The sequence below is a fragment of the Streptomyces mobaraensis genome, from assembly GCF_020099395.1.
Lineage (GTDB): Bacteria > Actinomycetota > Actinomycetes > Streptomycetales > Streptomycetaceae > Streptomyces.
The window spans coordinates 1,085,747-1,103,343 of the sequence record NZ_CP083590.1; the positions used below are offsets into that span (position 1 = coordinate 1,085,747).

Annotated in this window: 17 protein-coding genes and 2 pseudogenes; 8 read left to right on the forward strand and 11 right to left on the reverse strand. The window is 73.9% G+C overall.

Annotated features, from left to right (window positions below):
* Positions 1-459 precede the first annotated feature (459 nt).
* The 4 genes and pseudogenes from K7I03_RS04460 to K7I03_RS04475 form a co-directional block, all read right to left on the reverse strand.
* Positions 460-828: pseudogene (locus K7I03_RS04460) on the reverse strand (nitrate reductase); the annotation flags it as partial.
* A 485-nt stretch (positions 829-1,313) separates the two neighbouring features.
* The gene (locus K7I03_RS04465) at positions 1,314-1,757 is read right to left on the reverse strand and encodes a DUF5709 domain-containing protein (RefSeq protein WP_185942128.1); all 444 of its coding nucleotides are present in this window, start codon (positions 1,755-1,757) and stop codon (positions 1,314-1,316) included.
* Positions 1,754-2,119: a hypothetical protein gene (locus K7I03_RS04470; protein WP_185942129.1), complete on the reverse strand. Its 366-nt coding sequence runs from the start codon at positions 2,117-2,119 to the stop codon at positions 1,754-1,756. Before K7I03_RS04470 ends, K7I03_RS04465 begins: the two co-directional genes overlap by 4 nt.
* Before the next feature lie 346 nt (positions 2,120-2,465).
* Positions 2,466-3,641 carry a DNA topoisomerase IB gene (locus tag K7I03_RS04475; RefSeq protein WP_224346875.1) on the reverse strand — a complete coding sequence of 392 codons (1,176 nt, stop codon included), beginning with the start codon at positions 3,639-3,641 and terminating at the stop codon, positions 2,466-2,468.
* 240 nt (positions 3,642-3,881) lie between these two features.
* On the opposite strand from K7I03_RS04475, the gene K7I03_RS04480 reads away from it, so the two are divergent.
* The gene (locus tag K7I03_RS04480; RefSeq protein ID WP_185942130.1) at positions 3,882-4,478 is read left to right on the forward strand and encodes an HAD family acid phosphatase; all 597 of its coding nucleotides are present in this window, start codon (positions 3,882-3,884) and stop codon (positions 4,476-4,478) included.
* A 437-nt stretch (positions 4,479-4,915) separates the two neighbouring features.
* Here the strand turns inward: K7I03_RS04480 and K7I03_RS04485 are convergent, their stop codons facing one another.
* The 4 genes from K7I03_RS04485 to K7I03_RS04500 form a co-directional block, all read right to left on the reverse strand.
* Positions 4,916-5,182 (reverse strand): DUF4235 domain-containing protein, encoded by a 267-nt coding sequence (locus K7I03_RS04485; RefSeq protein WP_185942131.1) that lies wholly within the window; start codon positions 5,180-5,182, stop codon positions 4,916-4,918.
* Complete coding sequence (locus tag K7I03_RS04490) at positions 5,179-5,640, reverse strand: DUF3618 domain-containing protein (protein WP_185942132.1); 462 nt, start codon at positions 5,638-5,640, stop codon at positions 5,179-5,181. The genes K7I03_RS04485 and K7I03_RS04490 overlap by 4 nt, the downstream gene beginning before the upstream one ends.
* Positions 5,637-6,128, reverse strand: a complete 492-nt coding sequence (locus tag K7I03_RS04495) for a phage holin family protein (protein WP_224346876.1) — start codon at positions 6,126-6,128, stop codon at positions 5,637-5,639. The genes K7I03_RS04490 and K7I03_RS04495 overlap by 4 nt, the downstream gene beginning before the upstream one ends.
* A 681-nt stretch (positions 6,129-6,809) precedes the next feature.
* Complete coding sequence (locus K7I03_RS04500; RefSeq protein WP_185942133.1) at positions 6,810-9,704, reverse strand: AAA family ATPase; 2,895 nt, start codon at positions 9,702-9,704, stop codon at positions 6,810-6,812.
* A 284-nt stretch (positions 9,705-9,988) separates the two neighbouring features.
* Between K7I03_RS04500 and K7I03_RS34205 the strand changes: the two are divergent.
* Positions 9,989-10,633 (forward strand): annotated as a pseudogene (locus tag K7I03_RS34205) (AraC-like ligand-binding domain-containing protein); the annotation flags it as partial.
* 361 nt (positions 10,634-10,994) lie between these two features.
* Entirely contained in the window at positions 10,995-11,123 is a 129-nt protein-coding gene (locus K7I03_RS34210; protein WP_224347388.1) for an AraC family transcriptional regulator, read from the forward strand.
* A 618-nt stretch (positions 11,124-11,741) separates the two neighbouring features.
* On the opposite strand, the gene K7I03_RS34015 is transcribed toward K7I03_RS34210, so the two are convergent.
* Complete coding sequence (locus K7I03_RS34015; protein ID WP_185942135.1) at positions 11,742-12,725, reverse strand: helix-turn-helix domain-containing protein; 984 nt, start codon at positions 12,723-12,725, stop codon at positions 11,742-11,744.
* 158 nt (positions 12,726-12,883) lie between these two features.
* Here K7I03_RS34015 and K7I03_RS04520 point away from each other — a divergent pair, with 158 nt between their 5' ends.
* The 3 genes from K7I03_RS04520 to K7I03_RS04530 all read left to right on the forward strand — a co-directional run bounded on the left by K7I03_RS04520 (position 12,884) and on the right by K7I03_RS04530 (position 14,583).
* Entirely contained in the window at positions 12,884-13,426 is a 543-nt protein-coding gene (locus K7I03_RS04520) for a DUF1707 SHOCT-like domain-containing protein (RefSeq protein WP_185942136.1), read from the forward strand.
* A 342-nt stretch (positions 13,427-13,768) separates the two neighbouring features.
* Positions 13,769-14,086, forward strand: coding sequence for an Imm51 family immunity protein (locus K7I03_RS04525; protein ID WP_185942137.1), 318 nt, complete (start codon positions 13,769-13,771; stop codon positions 14,084-14,086).
* Between the two features lie 149 nt (positions 14,087-14,235).
* The gene (locus K7I03_RS04530; protein ID WP_185942138.1) at positions 14,236-14,583 is read left to right on the forward strand and encodes a hypothetical protein; all 348 of its coding nucleotides are present in this window, start codon (positions 14,236-14,238) and stop codon (positions 14,581-14,583) included.
* A 68-nt stretch (positions 14,584-14,651) separates the two neighbouring features.
* Here the strand turns inward: K7I03_RS04530 and K7I03_RS04535 are convergent, their stop codons facing one another.
* Positions 14,652-14,846, reverse strand: a complete 195-nt coding sequence (locus tag K7I03_RS04535) for a hypothetical protein (RefSeq protein ID WP_221902793.1) — start codon at positions 14,844-14,846, stop codon at positions 14,652-14,654.
* A gap of 65 nt (positions 14,847-14,911) precedes the next feature.
* Positions 14,912-15,250: a hypothetical protein gene (locus tag K7I03_RS04540; RefSeq protein WP_221902794.1), complete on the reverse strand. Its 339-nt coding sequence runs from the start codon at positions 15,248-15,250 to the stop codon at positions 14,912-14,914.
* Between the two features lie 305 nt (positions 15,251-15,555).
* On the opposite strand from K7I03_RS04540, the gene K7I03_RS04545 reads away from it, so the two are divergent.
* Positions 15,556-16,371: a hypothetical protein gene (locus K7I03_RS04545; RefSeq protein WP_224346877.1), complete on the forward strand. Its 816-nt coding sequence runs from the start codon at positions 15,556-15,558 to the stop codon at positions 16,369-16,371.
* A 435-nt stretch (positions 16,372-16,806) separates the two neighbouring features.
* Positions 16,807-17,574, forward strand: a complete 768-nt coding sequence (locus tag K7I03_RS04550) for a class I SAM-dependent methyltransferase (protein ID WP_185942140.1) — start codon at positions 16,807-16,809, stop codon at positions 17,572-17,574.
* The last annotated feature ends 23 nt before the right edge of the window (positions 17,575-17,597 follow it).

Below are 17,597 nucleotides of genomic sequence, written 5' to 3' on the forward strand. Positions count from 1 at the left end.
GCGCTCCCCCGCACCGGCGGACAGCGCGACGAACTGCCGTCCGCCAGGCGGCTTTTCCGTCGGGGGGGGCGAATCCGGTGGAGCGATGCGCCGATGAATGGCATTTACATACAGTGGGCCCCGCTCCCGCAAGCGGAACAACCGCATCTCACATGCGACATCCGAATGACCCCACGTCATCACGTACGGCGCTGATCGCTGAGACGCCGGTCACATGGCAGCGGAGGCGTTCCGCCGGATCCGGCCCCGGGGACGCGAGGACGGGGACCGACCTCAGAAGCTGGTGAGGATCTGCGGGGAGAGGATCTTGACCATGGTGTTGGTCCAGCGGACCTGCCGGAGCGTCTCCGGATGGCAGGCCGACGCGGCGTCGAGGAGCCGGTCGTCGCGGCCGGCCCGGGCCGCCTGGGCCGCCTGGGCCGCCTGGGCCGCCTGGGCCGCCTGGGCGAGCATCTCCCAGTGCAGCGAGTTGCCGACGGCGGCGGTGGCCTGGTGGGACTGGTACACGCCCTGGAGGACGGTGGACAGCAACCGCTCGGCGCCGCCGATGGTCTCGGCCGCCTCCTCGACGGCGGCGGCCGGCACGTCGCAGACGCGCGCCGCCCACGCCGGCGTGCACTCACTGACGCGCGCCGTCAGTTCCTCGTACCCGACGGTGTGGGCGCGGACGTACGCGTGGTCGACCCGGTCCGTGCGGATGATCTCGTGCAGCAGGGCGTTGAGGAGGGCGAGGTTCGCCCCGGGGCGCGGCGCGAGGTGGACGGCGGCCCGGCGGGCGACGGGCGTCGTCCGCGGGTCGACGCAGACCAGGCGGGGCGGCGCCACTCCGGCCCGCAGGTAGGTGTCCCGCCGGGCGGGCCAGGGACCGCTCGGCCAGTAGGGGGTACGGGCGCCCCAGGGGTCGGCGATGCGGTCGGTGCGCGGGGGCCGCTCGGGTTGGCCGGTGGGGCCGAGGGGCCCGGGTCCGAGGTATCCGGGGTGCCCGAGTCCGGGTTTCCCGGAGTGCCCGAGTCCGGGTTTCCCGGGGTATCCGACGTGTCCACGGCCTCACACCTTCGCCTTCACCGGGTCGGGGCGGATCCAGCGGGCACGGCTCCACTGCTGGAGTACCGGGTCCGGGTACCCGACGCGCGGCCCGGCAAGCGGGACGTACGGGGGTTCACCCGGGGGCCGGACGGCTGCCCGGCCCCCGTGGGTCAGGGGCACAGAGCCACAGGGGCACGGGGACACGGAAGCGCAGAGGCACAGGGGCGACGCAAGCCTCGGCCGCCACCCACGAACCCTCCGTCACCGGGCCCCTGGGACAGGGGCCGTCACAGAGCTTCGTCGTCCCGGATCCGCACGGCCTCCTCCTCCGCGGAGAGCCCGTCCGTCGTGCCTTCCTGCGCGTACACGTCCTGGTTCCGCGGACGGTCGGGGTCGGGCTCGTCGTAGAGCAGCCCGGCGGGCTCCTCGTCGCCGGCCTCCGCGCCGGGGGCGGGTTCGTCGGGCTCGGGGTCGTCCCGGGCGGGCCGGCCGGGTTCGGCGAGCCGGGCGGGGTCCGCCTCGGGCTCCTCCTCGTCCAGCCGCTCGTCCAGGGGCCGGCCTTCCCGCAGTTCCTCGGCGGTGGGCCGGTCCCGGGTGACGGCGGTGGGCGTGTCCCCCGGGACCGGCATCCGCTGGGGGTCGCTGGACCGCTGCTGTTCCGGCGTGCCGTCCTGGAGGTCGGGGATGCCCTCGTCCTCGGGGGCGGCACCGGGGTCATGGGGGCTGGTCACGGGTTCTCCTCGCCTTCGGTGGTGTTCTCTCGCTCCTGCCGCTCGCGCCGCCCGGTCCCAGGCCCCGGCCCGGACCGGTCGCGGGACCGCTCCCCGCGCGGGCGGCCGTAGCCGGGCGGCGGATCGACCTCGACGGGCGGGTGCCAGGGACCGCGCCGCACCTCCTCGCCGGGCTGCAGTCCCTCGACGGGCCCCTCGGCGATCTCGGGCTGCTGCACGTCGCTGCCGGCCACGTTCGGTGTGTCGCCCTTGCCGATCGGCGCCGGCCGCGCGCGGGGCGCGGCGCCGTCGTCCCGCCGTTCCCGGCTTCCCTTCCCCTCACCGTGCGGACCCTGCTCGCGGGGACCGTGGTCTGCCTGCATGACGTCCTCCGTTCCGGGTGTTCTCGGGGCCGTGACCGGGCCGTCGGGCGTCGTCGCCGTGAGCGGACGCCGGCGGCGGCCCGGTGACGATCACGCGCCTGCCCGCTGCACCGGCTCCGACGCCTCCCGAGCGACCTTGTTCGCCTGGCGAGTAACCCGAGTGGTCGCAGTGGCCCGAGTAACCCAAGTAGCCCGAGTAACCCATGTGCCGCCCGGTACGCACGTCGACGCCACGGACGGCCCGACGCCACCCGGGCAGCCCAGGAGGCGCGGTAAGAGACTCCAGCGGCGTCTCCCCACCGCTCACACCACCCGCACCGCCCGCGAACGCCCGCTCCGGTGGCGCTCACCCGCCCTCAGACGGCCGGCCCGTGCGGAGCATGCGCAGGACGGCGCGTTCGGCGGGCCCGTGGGTGGCCGGGACGCCCGGGTCCACGCCGTCCCCGAGGCGCGGCAGGGCGGGGGCGATGGTGACGCCCTCCTCGTACAGTTCGATCACCCGCGGGTTGATGTACGAGGCGCGGCACACGGCCGGGGTGTTGCCGAGGTAGCCGGCGACCTCTGCGGCCGCGCGGGCGACGGCGCGGCGCCGGGCGGTCTCGCTGCGGGCGGCGGCACCCTGGGAGACGGCCAGCGCGACGGCGGCCATCACGGTGGCGTGCCAGGTGCGGAAGTCCTTGGCGGTGATGTCGAGTCCGGCCTGTTCCTTGAGGTAGGCGTTGACGTCGTCGCCGCTCACGTCGTGCCAGGCGCGCCGTTCCCAGTAGGCGAGCAGCCGGTCGCCCCCGCCGCTGCGGCGGAGCAGCGCGGTCAGGGTGCGGCAGGCGGCGGGGTCGCTGACGGGCAGGACGGTCTCCCTGCCGTGTTTGCCGGTGTAGGTGAAGACGACCGCGCCGCGCCTGCGGCGGGCGTGTTCGCGCAGCAGGGTGGTGAGGCCGTAGCTGTTGTGCAGTTCGGTGTAGCGGTCGCTGCCGACGCGGAAGAACCCGAGGTCGAGCAGGCGGACGGCGGTGGCCAGGACGCGGCGCCGGGTGAGACCGCGGTCGGTGAGGTGCGCCTCGACGGCCTCCCGCAGCGCGGGCAGGACTTCGGCGACGTCCAGGACGTGGTCGTGCTTGGCCCGCTCCTGCTCGGCGCGGAACGCCGGGTGGTACAGGTACTGGCGGCGGCCCGCGGCGTCGGTGCCGACGGCCTGGAGGTGACCGTCCGGCCGGGCGCAGATCCACACGTCGCGCCAGGCGGGCGGGATGACGAGCGCCCTGATCCGGGCGAGCGTGTCGGGGTCGCGCAGCGGCGCGCCCTCCGCGTCGCGGTAGCGGAAGCCGCGGCCGTGCCGGACGCGGACGTAGCCGGGTTCCGTGGGGCGGCTGTGGTGCAGGCGGGACGGGGCCCGGCGCGTCCAGTCGCGTACGCCGGGGTGGGCGGGGCCGGCCGGTGCCGACGCCTGCCGTGGGAGGGTACGGGCCCGGCGGCCGTCCCGGGCGGGGACCACGGCTGCGGCGGAACTCTTCGTACCGGTCATATCCGGCTGATACCCGGTGGTGCGCCTGTTCACGTCGGGGCGGCGGCCTTGGTGGGCGCGCGTGGGGGCCGTGGCGCGGGTGGGCTCTTTGGCAAGGGTGTTTCCGTAGGCGCTTGAGTGAGCGCTTCCTTGGGTGCGTCAGGAGTCTTCACCTCGACGACACCGTTCCTTCGCCTGAGCGCCCCACGATGCTGCTGATCTGTCCGATGGTCACACTGGTCACCGGAAGGAACAGGATCGATGCCCCCCACCACGTCCGCCAAGCCCGCCCTGAGGTTCCGTACCGCCGCCCTCGCCACGCTGGCCGCGCTCGCGCTGCCGTTCGCGGCGCCGGGCGCCGCCACCGCCGCGCCGACCGGCTCCGACGCGGACGTACCCGACTACCGGACCTGGCAGGCCGACGTGCGCAAGGCCGTCGACCCGGTGATCCCCTGGCTCCGGGACCGGGTCGCCGGCCACGGCGGGAAACCGGCCGTCGTGCTGGACATCGACAACACCGCGCTGGAGACCTACTACCACCCGGGCCACGCCAACGAGCCCGTCCTCCGCGTGGCCGAGTGGGCGCACGAGCACAAGATCGCCGTCCTCTTCGTCACCGCCCGCACCTCGTCCTCGTCCGCCCGCAAGGAGCTCAGGGCCGCCGGCTACCCGGTGGACGCGGTCTGCACCCGCGAGCACGGCGAGAGCAAGGCCGAGGGCAAGGAGCGCTGCCGCGAGGAGCTCACGGAGGACGGCTACCGCATCACCGCCAACATCGGCAACCGCTCCACCGACTTCGAGGGCGGCTTCTATGAGAAGGCCGTCAAGCTGCCGGATTACGGCGGCAAGCTCTCCTGAGGCGGAGGGGGGAAGCGAGCCGGAGTGCCCAGCGGGCCGGCCGCCCGGCCGTCCGATGCCCGGCTGCCCGATGGAGCGGGTCGCTGGCGGGCCGAAGTACGGGGTGGCCCTGCTCGCCGCGGCCTCACGCGGACGCCCTGCGCGGGAAACCGGCCCGCGCGCGGACCGGCCCCGCGCCCGGCCGTCGGCGCGGGGCCGGGGAGGCCCCTGCTGTGCGGACCCGTAAGACAGCGGAAGCGGTAGAGGCGACGGCCTCCGGTCTCGCGGGGCGCGGGGCGCGGGGCGCGGGTCCCGGGTCACGGGTCGCGGAGCCCGGATCGGGACGCGCGACATGGACCCCGGGTCGCGACGCGGAACGCAGGCCCGGACGCAGATCCCGGATCACAGGTCACGGACCCCGGGCCGCGACGCACGACGCAGATCCCGAGACACGCCGGTCAGCCCGGCCACGTCCCCGTCAGTCGGCGCGTCGCGGTGGCGCCGCCGCGGTCGACGGCCGCCTTGACGACGGCGAAGACCGCGCCCTGCACGGCGGCGGCGAGCAGGATCTCGCGCCAGGTGCGGTCCTCGTCGGTCGCGTCGGGTGCGTCGTCGTCGTGCCCGAGCAGCTTCCAGGTCCGGCGGAACGCCGCTCCGGCGAGCATGCCGCCGGCCAGGCCGAGTACGAGCCCGACCGGCTTGTAGGCGATCCTCACCGCCTTCAACGGGTCCTCCTCGCGCGTCGCGCCGCCCCCGCCACGAGGACGACGGCCCCCGCCGCCAGCAGGGGTCCCCGTCCCCGGCGGAGCAGCCCGGTCACCTGCCGGACCGTCATCAGGACGGGGGCCGGCGTCCGCTCGCGTACCGCCGCGACGGCCGTCGTGGTCCGGTGCGCCAGTTGGGCGCGGGCGGTGGCCGCCTGGGCGCGGACGGGTTCCGGTACCCGGTCCCGTACCTGCCGGACGGCGTCCGAGCCCTTGCCCAGCACCTGGTGCACCTGTTCCGTGGCCTGCCCGGCCGCGTCCTTGACGGCGGTCGCCTTCCGCTTCGCCTGCGCCTTCACGTCGGCCTTCCGTGCGAGGGCGTCCACCGTGCCGCCCAATTCCTCGCGGGCGTCCTCGGCCCGGGCCCGCAGGTCGTCGGTCGAGGGGGCGGTCCGTCCGTCCTCGGAACTCGCGCTCATCGAGTGCTCCTCTCCTTGATCATCGCGGTGTCCTTCCTGACGCCATCGATCGCCTGCCCGGGAACCGGCGGCGCAGCCTCGCGGATCCGCTTGCGCCCCGCGGCGGCCAACACGCCCGCGCACACGGCCAGTACGCCCGTGACGATCAGCGCCGCCGCCCATACCGGCAGGACGAGGGACAGGGCGGCGACGGCGGCCGCCGCCAGCCCCATGAACGCCACGTACGCCACCAGCCCGGCACCGCCGAGGAGTCCGCCCCCTCGTCCGAAACCCCGTGCTTTCTCGAGCATCTCCGCCCGCGCCAGCCGCATCTCCGCCCGTACCAGCTCGGCGAGTTGGTCGGACGCCCGGGAGACGAGGGCGCTCACCGGTTCCTCCGCCCGGTGCGGCACCGGGCCGGGTGCCAGGCCGCGTCCTCGCTCGTCGGCGTGTTCCCGCTCGTCAGCGCGGGCCCGGCCCTGCCGGGGAATCCGGTCCAGGAAACTCATCGACGATCACCCGTCCTCCGTGTTGCCGTACTTGCCGCGCCTGGCACCGCCCGAGGCTCGAGCGTCTTCGACCGGGCCGGCGCGCCGTCCGTCGGCTGGCGCTTACCCCGTTCGGCGGGGAAACGGCCTCCCGATGTCGCGGCACCGCACATTGCGGGGGCGCGCGCTGCGAAGACGAAGAGCGCGTTGCGCGGCGTTCGCCGGGCCGTGTTCGTCGCGCCGCGTTCGCGCGAGTCGCTCGTTGCCGGGCGTTCGTTGCCGGGCGCTCTTTGCGAGGTGCGCAGCGCGGCCGCAGCGCAGGGCGCGTGCGCAAGGCGCGCGCCCTGCCGTGCGCGGTCGCTCCGTCGTGCGCGGTCGCTCCGTGCGCTTCGAGGCAAGGGCGGGTGCACTGCCGGGCAAGTCGGGCCGGTCGGCGGGCTCTAGTCTTGTCTTGGCGGCCGGCCCTGACGGTCCGCCCACGATCGCCCTCACGTTCGTCTTGACGAATCACCCTGGCCGTCCGCGCGACAGGGCGGGGGCGAGGGGCCTGCCGAGGAGCGGGTGAGTGAGCGGGTGGGTGAACCGGCGGGCAGGCGGACGAGCGGGCAGGCGGTCCTGAGCGGCCGTGACGCCCGCCCCGGCCGCGACGCCCCCGCCGCGACACCTCAGTCGCGCCGCCGCGGGCGCCCGCACCCTAAACCGTCAGTCGCGCCGCAACGCCTGCGCGAGAGCCGCGCGGGTGGTGATGCCGAGCTTCGGGAAGATCTTGTACAGGTGGGCCGCCACCGTGCGCGGGGAGAGCCGGAGCCGCTGGCCTATCTCCTTGTTGGTCAGGCCCGTCGCGGCGAGTTCGGCGATGCGCAGTTCCTGCCCGGTGAGCAGGGTGTGCCCGTCGGCGGCCGGGCCGACGACGGCGTGGCCGGCCGCGCGGAGTTCGCGCGCGCACCGCTCCTCCCAGGGCCGGGCGCGCAGCCCCTGGAACGCCCGGTGGGCCTCACGCAGGACGTCGTGCGCCTCGGCGCGGCGGTGGCGGCGCAGCCAGGAGCCGTGGGCCAGCCGCAGCCGGGCGAGTTCGAAGACCCACTGGCCGGCGCCGGGCACCTCGTAGGCGGACCGGTAGGCGGCGTCGGCCTCGTCGTCGGGCGCGGCGAGGGCGGTGGCGGCGGCGAGGAGGAAGGCGTGGTGGGCGGAGATCTCCGCCATCCGCGCCGCCCGTCCCGCGGCCACGTGCGCCCGGGCCTCCGCGCGCCGCCCGGTGTGCACGGCGGCGTCGACGAAGTCGAGGAACGGCAGGTGGAACCAGGGCAGGCCGCGCGGCAGGACGCCCGGCGGGGTCAGCGAGACCAGTGCGCAGTAGGCGTCCTCGTGCCGGCCGTGCGCCAGGGCGGCGAGGGCGGTCAGGTGGGTCAGCCGGTCGGTGGCGTACCGCATGCGGGCGCGGACGGCCACCGGTCTGATCAGGCCGTCCACCATGCGCAGTTCGTCCTCGTCGCCGCGGCCGGCGGCGAAGTGGGCGTAGGCGAGGCGGAAGAGCAGCGCGTTGCAGTGGTAACCGAGTTCGTCGGCGACCTCGGCCTCCCGGAGGCAGTCGCCGGCCGCGTCCCAGCGCCCGCGCAGGAAGTCCTGGTACGAGCGGGCCTTGGCGATGGAACCCTGGGTGGCGTAGGCGTGCTGGCCCGTGAAGCGCCGCCACAGGTCGTCGTCGGCGAGGTCCACCGCCGACGCCGTCCACAGCAGCAGCCAGGCGCCGCCCGCCTCCTGCTCCTCGTTCATCCCCGCGACGAGGGCCTTGAGTTCCTCGGAGACGCCCTGCGCGGTGCGCGGCGGGTCGGACCAGGCGCGGTGGCACAGCCGGGCCAGCGGGGACATGTCGTCGAGGTGGCGCTCCAGGGCCCGCCACGCGCGGTCGTCGTCGGTGTAGGTGGCGGCGAGGAGGAGTTTGAAGCAGACCTGCTCGGCGAGGCCGCCGAAGGACTCGGCGCCGGGCGCGGTGAGCGCGTCCAGGGCCTCGGGGAGGAGGGTGAACGAGGACGCGAAGTCGACGCGGTGCCCCTGGTCGACGTACACCGTCGCGTACGCGAACAGCGGTGCCGCGTCCGGCGGTACGGGGCCCCGGCGCAGCTCCTCCACCAGCCGCGCCGTGTAGCGGAGCCGCCCGCCGTGGGCGGCCATGACCGCCGCCCAGGTCAGCCGACGGGCGCGGGCGGCGGGGTCGGTGCTGAGGGCCGCGGCGCGGTCGAGCAGCAGGGCGCCTTCGGCGGCGCCGCCGCGGCGGGCGATCCGGCCGCCCGCTTCCTGGAGTCGGGCGGCGAGGTCCGCGTCGGGGACGATGGCGGCGGACGCCTCGTGGACGAGCCGACGGGGGTCGTCGGCGTCCAGACCGGCCGCCAACTGCCGATGTGCGGCGCGGAGTTCGGAGCGGCGGGCGGTGGAGAGCACGGCGGCGCGGACAAGCGGGTGCCGGAACAGGAGCCGCCCGGAGGCGTCCAGCCGGGCGAGCCCGCCGGCTTCGATCTCGTCGAGCACGGCTTCGGCGGCGGGGGCGGTCGTTTCGGCGGGGCCTGGGGGTGTGGTGGTTGCGGCGGACGCGGTTGTCGCGGCGGACGCGATGTCGTCGGCGGCCGCAGTGATGATGCCGGTAGCTGCGGTGAGGTCGGTGGGTGTGGTGACGTCAGTGGCTGTGGTGACGTCAGTGGCTGTGGCCGCGGCCGCCGCGTGTGCCCAGGCGGCGCCGGTGTCACCGGCCGCGGTGCCGCTGAGGGCGGCCAGCAGGAGGGTGCGGGCCGCCGGGGCGCTCAGGGCGCGGAGCCGGCCGGCGAACAGCCGCTCCAGCCGCTGCCCGAGGGGCAGCCCGTCAGGCAGTGGGACGATGCCCTTGAGCTGGTCCTCGTGCAGGTGGCGGGGGAGTTCGACGAGGGCCAGCGGGTTGCCGGCGGCCTCCTCCAGCACGCGGTCGGCGGTGGTGCCGGCGAGTTCGGGGTGCCGCTGCCGCAGCAGGGCGCCCGCGTCGGCGGGCGGCAGCGCCCCGATGTCCACCGGGTGCGCCGGCCAGCCCTCGGTGGCGGCCCGGTCGGGACGGCTGGCGCTGACGATGACGAGCGGCAGCTCCGTGAGCCGGCGGTGCAGAAAGGCGAAGACCGTGGCGCTGGACGAGTCGGCCCAGTGCAGGTCGTCGATCAGCAGCAGTTGGGGGCGTTCGCGGGCTGCCTCGGCGAGCAGGGACAGCGCGGAGGCGCCGACGGTGAAACCGTTCGGCGGCATTCCGTCGCGGAGTCCCAGCGCACACTCCAGCGCCTCGCGCTGGCGGGCCGGCAGCGCCCGGGAGCGCTCCAGCAGGGGCCAGAGCGCCTGGTGCAGGGCGCCGAAGGCGAGTTCCGCCTCGGCCTCGGCACCCACCGCGCGCAGCACGGTGAACCCGACGGCGCGGGCCCGCGCCTCCGTCCACTCCAGCAGGGCCGTCTTGCCGATCCCGGGCTCGCCGCGCAACAGGACCGCCGAACCGCCGGTGCCGGTCCGCGCGTCGTCCAGCGCACGGCCCAGCAGCGCCTTCTCCCGGTGCCGCCCCACGAGGGCCCCGGTACCGGCTGTGGACGTCACGGCCGCCTCCTGTTCCCCGGGCGTCGCTCGCGGATGCCGCCGCACCAGCGCCGCGCACCCTCGGAGAGTGGGCGCCCCGGGACCTCACCACCACTTCGACGTGTCGTGACACGCCGTGGTCCGGCGTGCGGCTCAGGATACCGCCTGGGGTGCGGTCAAGATCATGTAGGCGTCGGCGGGCAGTCAAACGACCTACGTGGGGTGGGCGCGGGGGTTGGAGGGTGGTCCGGGTACCCCGCCTTACGAATCCGCACCTCTCCAGGAGAACGATGAGCCCCGCCACCATGGCCTCCGTGACCCCGCGTACTGCGGCGGCCGGTTCCGCACGCAGGAAGCGGCACGCCGTCCTGGCCGGTTCCGCGAACACCGGCCCGCAGCTTGCGGGTGCGCCTGCCGCTTCCGGCGGCTTCGACGCGCCTGGCGCACCCAGTGCGCTGGGCGCGCCCAATGCGCCCGGCGCGCCCAGCACGCCCGCGTCAGTTCGCCCGGCTGCCGACCCGGGACATCCGTCGCGGCGCGAGGCCCTGCCCCGGGCGGCCCTCCAGGTCGCAGCCCACCCCCTAAACCTGCTGCGCGTGGCCACGGTCACCGGCCCGGCGACCACCGTGGAACCGGCGCCGATGGTCGCCTCATCCCCCGACGCCGCAGACCACCTCGTCGTAGCCGTCCACGGGCGCGGCGTCGCGTCGTTCGTCCGGAACGGCGAGTTACTCGCGTGCGGCCCGCAGGACGTCGTCGTCCTGGACGCCGCGACGCCGTTCGCCTTCCAGGAGGCGGACGACTTCGTCCTGCACCTCGTCGGCGTACCCCGCCGCCTGCTGGGCGCGGCCCCGGCCACCGTCAACCGCCTCTGCGGCGTCCACCCTCACGGGCGCGGCGCGATCGCGTCCCTGCTCGGCCCGTTACTGGCGGACGTGACCGCCACCGCACGGGACCTCCCACCCCGCGCCAGGGGGCACTTGGCCGGCACGGTCACCGGCCTGCTGGGCGCCCTGGCGACGGAAACGGAAACAGAAACGGAAACGCCGGGCGACCTGCCCGACACCCCAACGGACCACCAGGCACTCACCTCACAGCTCCGCACCTACGTGAACGAACGACTCAGCGACGATGACCTGTCCCCCGGCGGCATAGCGGCTCACCACCACATCTCCACCCGCCTCCTGCACAAGCTGTTCGCCACCGACGGCATCACGGTCAGCCGCTGGATCCGGCAACGCCGACTGCACGAATCCCGCCGAGAACTGGCCGCCCCCCCATTCCGGCCGCCCCCACCCCGCCGTCGCCTCAATAGCCAAACGCTGGGGCTTCCCCAACGCCGCCCACTTCAGCCGCACGTTCCGCTCGGCTTACGACGTCTCCCCGACGGCATGGCGGGACTTGCACGTCCCGCCGACTGTCGAGCCGCCTGGAGCGTGAGGGGGCTACGCCGTCGGGGACGCGCACTGGCATGGCGCAGCGTGGCGGCGGTGAAGCGGTCTGCTGCCCAGCGCCGCCAACGCACGGCAACCGCGCCACCCACCGTCCGAGGCGGCGCCCAACCGCACGCCTCCCGAGCGGCGTCCTTTGCCGAACCAATCGGCGATCCGACCCAGTTACTCAACCCAGGCTGCCTGCCTACGCATAAGCTGACCTACAGGCTCGGCCCCGAGCCGAACACCAGCACAGTCCGGAGGACTTGGTCTGTACATTGCGCTGTGCACTCTGCTCACCCGGAGGCTCCCGATCGCAGATCCGCAAGTGGAGGAAAACGGGCCCCAACCCGAGAAAAGCCGCAGGTCACGAAGTGTCGTCCCCGCACGCGCGGGGGTGGTCCCCTGATCTTCGTGTACCGCGACGCGTCCGGATCGTCGTCCCCGCACGCGCGGGGGTGGTCCACGGGTGTCGGCGGCCCACTGGCCGAAGGTGGGGTCGTCCCCGCACATGCGGGGCATTCCTCCCAGCGGCTACACCCGGTCGCGCGCCAGAGAGGCGTCCCGCACACGCGGCCTGGTCGGTTGTGAACGCACCAGCCCACCGAAGTCTTCGAGTCGCCCTTCACGGGCGCAGCATGGCGAAGCCCGACCCCACCCCCCGCCACTCACGCGGCGACACTCCATACGCCGCCCGGAAAGCGCGGCTGAAGTGGGCCGGGCTGGGGAAGCCCCAGCGGAGGGCGACGGTGGCGATCGTCGGGCGGTCCCGTCCCGGTGCGGGCCGGGTGAGGTCCTTGCCGGATTCCTCGACGCGGCGGCGGCGGATGTGGCCGCCGACGGTGGATTCCTCGTCCTCGAAGAGGCGGTGGAGGTAGCGGACGGAGATGCGGTGGGCGCGGGCGACGGTTTCGGGGGTGAGGTCGGGGTCGGGCAAGTGCCGGTCGATGTAGCGGTACACGGCGGGCAGCAGGTGGTCCCGGGCCGTGCCCGGGCGGTCGGCGGGCTCCTCGGCGTACGCGTCCACCAGCCCCACCACCAAGTCCGCGACCACCCCGGCCAGGACGTCGCCGACGGGCGGGGCGATGCGTGCCGCGCGGTCGGCGAGGCGGGCCAGGAAGGCGGCCGACGGTGCCGCCGCTCCCCCGTCCGTCGGCAGGGCCCGTCCGGTCACCGACGCGAGCCTCGCCGACGGTACGTTCAGGACGTGTCCGGGCAGCCGGAACAGCCGCTGCCGGAAGCGGTGCCGCTGCTCCAGGGAGAACGGGCGCCGCAGGTCGATCACGGCCAGGTCGCCCGGGAGCAGGGAAGCGCTGCGGCCGTCCTGTGTCAGGGCGGCGGTTCCGTCCTCCTGGAGGGCGACGAGGATCCCGTCGGCGCGGTCACGGGCGACGAGCCGGGGCGTGCGGCTCAGCCGGACGGGCTCCGCCGCCGGCGACAGCACCCGCACATAGCCGAGGTGCCGTACGTCGAGGGTGCCGGCGAAGTCGTTCTCGTGGCGCGCCCGTACCTGTACGGCGGCGGCCAGGGCATGCGCGGTCGCATCCCGCCACGCGGCGAGCCGGTCGGCACCGGCCGGGGCGGTTCTCTCGTCGGCGTCGGTGTGCACAAAGGACTCCTCGTTCGCGGGGACACCGGGCGGTCACGGCCAGTGTCGGCAGCGCAGGCGACGAGGTATTAGGTCAGTTGACTGTCCTCTTCGGACGGTGTCGCAGGGAGTCGTGACGGACGCGTTCGCGTCGCCTGCACGGCAGTAGGGCACGACCGGTGACCTCCTCACCGGAAGACTCGCCGTCGCCGATCGGCGGCGGATACCGCGATACGGACGTGCGGCGCTTGCAGGACTCGTACGCTCAAGGGGCTCTATCGGACGCGCAGTTGGACGCACGCCTCCAACAGGCGCTCACCGCCACGACGCGCAGCCAGCTCACGTCGGCTCTCGCCTCGCTCCCGGAGGAGCCTGTGGGCACCACGTCGACGATCGCCGCCGCCGGCGGGTGGATCCGGCGGCGAGGCGCATGGCGGGTGTCTCGGGTCCTCAAGGTCGCGTCCGGCTACGGACGGGTGCGCCTGGACCTGTCGCGGGCGATCGTCGAGCACCCGGTCGTCGACATCGAGCTGCAGATCAGAACCGGCGGAGCCCACATCACCGTGCCTCGTGACGCGGTGGTCGACGTCGAGGGCCTCCACACCGGCTGGAAGGACCTGCGCTACCGGGCCCCGCGACATGTCCGTCCCGGCGGACCGACGATACGCGTCTCCGGGACCATGGGCTTCGGACGGCTGAGGATCCGCCACGCCCGGCGTTGAAGGCCCGCCCGGCGCCCGGGCCGGCCCGCCCCTGGGCCACAGTGGCCCGGAATCCGACCGGCCCAACTCGTCGAAGACGAAGGAGGCGGTCGGCGGTTGCTCGACGTGGACCGGAGCCTCCTTCCGGAGGGACCGACACAGGGCCGCCCGGACGGCGAACTCCTGTGCCGAACAAGCACCGGCCGCCCGGCCTGCCGCGCACGCTCCACCGGTTCCCGGCGGCCGGCGGACATCCGGTGCCGTGGCCGGAAGGGCTCACCGAGACCAGCGGCGGCGGGAGAGCCGGATAGGGCGGTTCCAGGCATCGAACGGCCCGCGCACCGGGCGTGAAAGGATCGTGCCGTGACCATCACCCTGCACGACCTCGACGGCGAGCACTCGCTGACGCTGGACGCCGGCGGCCTGGTCGCCGACGCCGCAGTAGCTGCCGCCGGGCACGAGCCGAACGGGTACTTCTGGGAAGGTCTCGTGCGGTTCGCCTGCCCGGACATCGCCGAGCGCCTCGAATTCGACAGCGAGGCCGGCATGTTCTGCGCGATCGGGAGCCCGAGCGACCTCGCGCGGCTCAAGACGGCCGTCGAATCCGTCATCACGAGGCCCGAGGCGGTCCGCGACATCATTGCCCGTGCGCGGACTTCGGGCTTCGAATTCGACGACTAGGACGTATCCAGTGGGTTCCGTGAAGGCCAGGGCCGGCCGGACTGCTTCCGGGCGCTGAGGCCTGGAGCCGCGGCGCCGGCATGAACCGGATCGGAGGGTTTGCGGATGCCGTTCCCCCAACAATCCGCTCTGTGACGGGTGCTCGTTTCATGAAGTCATGCCGGAAGGCGCCCCGGATCCTCCTCACCGTCTGTGCCGCCTTCGCGCTGGCAGCCGCCGCACCTGGCGACGTCCAAGCCGCCGGCGGCAGGTTCGACTACGACGCCATGGACGGGACGCACAACGTGATCGCCAACCCGCCGAACGGTGTATGCATCGACCTCGCCAAAACAGCGGTCGGCGTCGACAACCAGACGGGCACTCAGGTCACGCTGTACACCGGCAAGGGCCGACTCGCCCGCTGCACGGGCGCCAAGGAAGTCGTACCGAAGTACACGGGAATCACCTGGGGAAGCGACCGACCCAACAGCATGTGGTTCGGCCCCGGGGCGCCGTAGCGGCGGACGAGCTGTCGGACAGCTCCTGAAACTCGTCCGGGCGATCGTGACGGTCGACCGGAACACGGTCACGTGCGGCGGAAGGTCTTCACCGGCAGACCGGGACGCCAGAGCCGGACGACGAGTTCGGTGCCCACGACGGCAGTGAGCACGGCCTCACGGAGATCGAGGCGGAAGGCATGGAAGTCGTCCGAAGGCGCCGTTCCCTTCACGCAGGCCCTCTTCTCCTCAAGGTCGGTCACCTCAAGTGCGGTCCCTGACACCTTGGCATCACCTCCACCGCTTGCAGGCAACTTGATTTCCCGGCCGGAACGGGACGTCGCGCGGATCAGTCCACGCCTGAGGGCCGGTCGGGGTCGAGCGCCGAGGCCGGTCCCAGGTCGAACCCGCAGATCTCCATCCCGGCGAACGAGGTGCGGTCCCGGTCGAATTGCAGCCACACGCGGGGCGCTTCGTCGTCGAAGTGAAGCCAGGTGCTGTCGGCACGGTCAGCCGGAGCCGTTCGAAGGTAGGTGCAGGCCGGGCCGCACCGGCACCACCCGTGGAAACGCAACCCCAGCGCGGCCTCGGCCAGGTCGGGCTCTCCCTCAGAGGCCAGCGCCGCATCGAGGAACGACACCAGCCCGGGGTAGACGTCCGCCAGTAGCGGCGGTTCAGTCTCGCTCACGTGGTCAGGCTAACCGTCCCCAACGCGCTCCGGAACGCGTCCGGCATCGCCGGCACCCGGGTCCGTAAGGAAGACCGAAGCAGCCCGCGGGCGGGCCTTCACCCGCCTGAACCCGAACGCGCGGCGACCGGGACCATGACGACAGCGCCGGCTTCCCGGTCGGCCCGACCCGGCCCGGCCGGAACGAGTGGCACCGGCAAGCCCGCTACGGTCCCGAGCGGTTCGGGGGGCCTCGGCCTGCCCGCCTCACCCCACACGCACGCACACCGTCCTGTTCGCGGGGCCGTCGGGCAGAGAGCCCACCCGTGCGTGACCGCTCCGCTGAAAACAGCGTGACAGCCGGTCAGGCCGAGGCCCAAGCTGGACGAATGAGAACAGACCTGCAGGTCTTCGGTATTCGCGTGATTCCATCGGACCCGCGGGACCGGCACAGCAGTCCCGAAGTCCGTCCCCTGGTCGACGGTGCCGACTTTATCGAGCACGAGTACTACGGTGCGGTCTGCGGTGACGCGCTCAGGTGGCTGCTCCCCGGCGGGCCCTTTTCCGTGGGGGTAACCCCGCACACAGTGGAGATGGCGGCGTGGTGCTGCTGCCGCTCGGCCCTCGATGTCGAGATACGGCGCGAGGGCGGCACGGTGGTCTGGGCGTGCGTGGAGCCTGACGGCGATGCCCCGAGATCGTACGCGTTCCGTTTCGACGCCGGGCAGTACGACGCCGAAGTGGCGCGGGCCACGGGGGAACGGAGCTGGGAGTGGCCCTCCGCGGCCGTCGCCCGGGAACTCGAGGGCCTTCTCCGCGCCCGCCCGGATTGGCTCGACGAATGGACGTGCGAGGTCGACGAAGTCTGGGCGACCCCTGGAGTCCTCGACGAAATACGCCTGGCCTTCCGGAATTACGTCCCGCAGCCCGACGGCGCATGGCGCTCCGCGGGCCGCTTCGGGGCCGTGCGGCCGGTCACCGACGAGGACCCGGCGCTCCAGGCCGAGCGCCTGGCGCGGGAGATCACGGCGGGTGACCCACGCAGGGCGAGCGGAATGCGGATCGACGCACCCGGCGCACCTCTCACGGACTGGTTGGGTACGCCACGGACCTTCGGTCCCAGCAGTTACCGGTGGCGGTGACCAATCGGCCGCCCCGGCCTCCGCACTCTCCACCGGCCTGGCTCTCACCACCCGAGTGCGGCGCCGGAACCCGGCCCCGCGCGGTCGCGGCCCAAGACCACGGACCGCTCCTGTCCCCCCAGCCCACTTGTCGCCGAGCTTTCCGGTGACATCGACGGACCAAGAAGGCCACCGTTGTCACCTCGGGCGAGTGTGACGGCAACGCCGCCGATCACCAGGACCCTGGGCCGCCGGGGAGGGAAAACCCGCCCACTGGCGGACTTCCGTTCGGTCACACCCGACGCATCAACTGCCGTTCTCCGCCCGGCGAGCGCGCCAGAAGGCTTCCGCGTCGGGGCAGGAGTGTCATCGCGCACGACTCGCCCCCCCCCCAAAAAAAAAGGAACGCATTGAGCGCATTGAGCGGAGGGCGGCGCCAGAGCGGATGATGAGGGAATGACCGCCGATCCCCGCGCCCGGTCGTTCGACACGGCCGCCGCCCAGTACGCGTCCTCCCGGCCTGCGTATCCGCCCCCGCTCCTGGACGCCGTCGAGGTACTCTCCGGACGCCGCCTCGCCGGCGCCCGCGTCGCCGACGTCGGCGCGGGTACGGGCATCGCCACCGCGCTGCTGTGCGCGCGGGGCGCCGAGGTGGTGGCCGTCGAGCCCGGGGCGGCCATGGCCCGCCGGTGCCGGGAGGCGCTGCCCCGGGTGCCGGTCGTGCGGGGTGACGGCAACGCGCTGCCGCTGGCCGGCTCCTCCCTCGACCTCGTCACGTACGCGCAGTCCTGGCAGTGGACCGATCCGGGCCGGTCCGTCCCCGAGGCGCTGCGCGTCCTGCGTCCGGGCGGTGCGCTGGCGGTCTGGTGGAACACCACGGCCTTCGACGTGCCGTGGATCCGTGCGCAGCGGGAGCGCATCGCGCGTGCCACGCGCGGGACGGAGCAGCCGGCTCATCCTGTCCGGCCCGGTGACGCGGACGCCGTCCGGTTGGCCGGGTTGACCGGGTTGCGGGTCGCACGGCGTCTCCTGCGCTGGAGTCGCACGGTGCCTCTCGACGTCCACCTGGCCAACATCGGCAGCCGGTCGGCGTTCCTCGTCCTGGACGAGGGCCGCCGGCGGGCGTTCTTCGCGGACGAACGGGCCGTGCTGCGCGCGGACTTTCCCGACGAGGTGGTCGAGGAGACGTACGTCGTCGACGTGCTGGTGGCTCTTCGTCCGTGACTCCGAGGCGGGCCACCGCCGGT

Excerpts from the sequence above, each read along its gene's own strand:
- K7I03_RS04470 (WP_185942129.1), bottom strand. The coding sequence starts at position 2,119 with ATGCAGGCAGACCACGGTCCCCGCGAGCAGGGTCCGCACGGTGAGGGG.
- K7I03_RS04475 (WP_224346875.1), bottom strand. The coding sequence starts at position 3,641 with ATGACCGGTACGAAGAGTTCCGCCGCAGCCGTGGTCCCCGCCCGGGAC.
- K7I03_RS04480 (WP_185942130.1), top strand. The coding sequence starts at position 3,882 with ATGCCCCCCACCACGTCCGCCAAGCCCGCCCTGAGGTTCCGTACCGCC.
- K7I03_RS04490 (WP_185942132.1), bottom strand. The coding sequence starts at position 5,640 with ATGAGCGCGAGTTCCGAGGACGGACGGACCGCCCCCTCGACCGACGAC.
- K7I03_RS04495 (WP_224346876.1), bottom strand. The coding sequence starts at position 6,128 with ATGAGTTTCCTGGACCGGATTCCCCGGCAGGGCCGGGCCCGCGCTGAC.
- K7I03_RS04530 (WP_185942138.1), top strand. The coding sequence starts at position 14,236 with ATGAAGTCATGCCGGAAGGCGCCCCGGATCCTCCTCACCGTCTGTGCC.
- K7I03_RS04550 (WP_185942140.1), top strand. The coding sequence starts at position 16,807 with ATGACCGCCGATCCCCGCGCCCGGTCGTTCGACACGGCCGCCGCCCAG.